The organism is Pseudomonas sp. YuFO8 (assembly GCF_035065025.1).
Lineage (GTDB): Bacteria > Pseudomonadota > Gammaproteobacteria > Pseudomonadales > Pseudomonadaceae > Aquipseudomonas > Aquipseudomonas putida_AE.
In genome coordinates this window covers 1-457 of sequence record NZ_JAXDEQ010000129.1, presented here as the reverse complement: position 1 = coordinate 457, position 457 = coordinate 1, and the positions used below count along the sequence as shown (strand labels likewise).

Here is a 457-nt window from a genome sequence, read left to right as displayed (position 1 = left end):
AGCATTTGTATTATGATTGGTACTGTAGGTTTATCGTATTATTTATTATTATTAGCCCATTATCATAAAACGGCAACGAGTGTTGTTGTTGGAGCACTTATTTTATTTTGTGGGCGCGCCATACAAAAGGGGTTATTTCCATAAAAGCTGTTTATACACTTTGTATAAACAGCTTTTTGTATTTTTTTTACAAAACGCTTGAAAGTTACGTAACGTCATCTTTTATAATGAAAGGGAAGAGGTGATGGTAGTGATTTCAATACAACAATTGACGAGAGAAACAGGGGTTACAGTACGTACACTACGTTATTATGATCAAATAGATTTATTAAAGCCGAGCGGAAAAACAGAGGGTGGACATCGGTTATATAGTGAAAATGACGTTATTCGTTTGCAACAAATTTTATTTTTGAAAGAAATGGGATTTTCATTAAAAGAAGCTGCGAATATGTTAGTA

At 32.8% G+C, this 457-nt stretch carries 1 protein-coding gene; it reads left to right on the top strand.

All coding sequences use genetic code 11. From position 1 onward, the window contains the following. Positions 1-244: 244 nt before the first annotated feature. Positions 245-457 (top strand): MerR family transcriptional regulator (locus SOP95_RS31620; protein WP_323609532.1); only part of this gene is annotated, 213 nt, incomplete at its 3' end.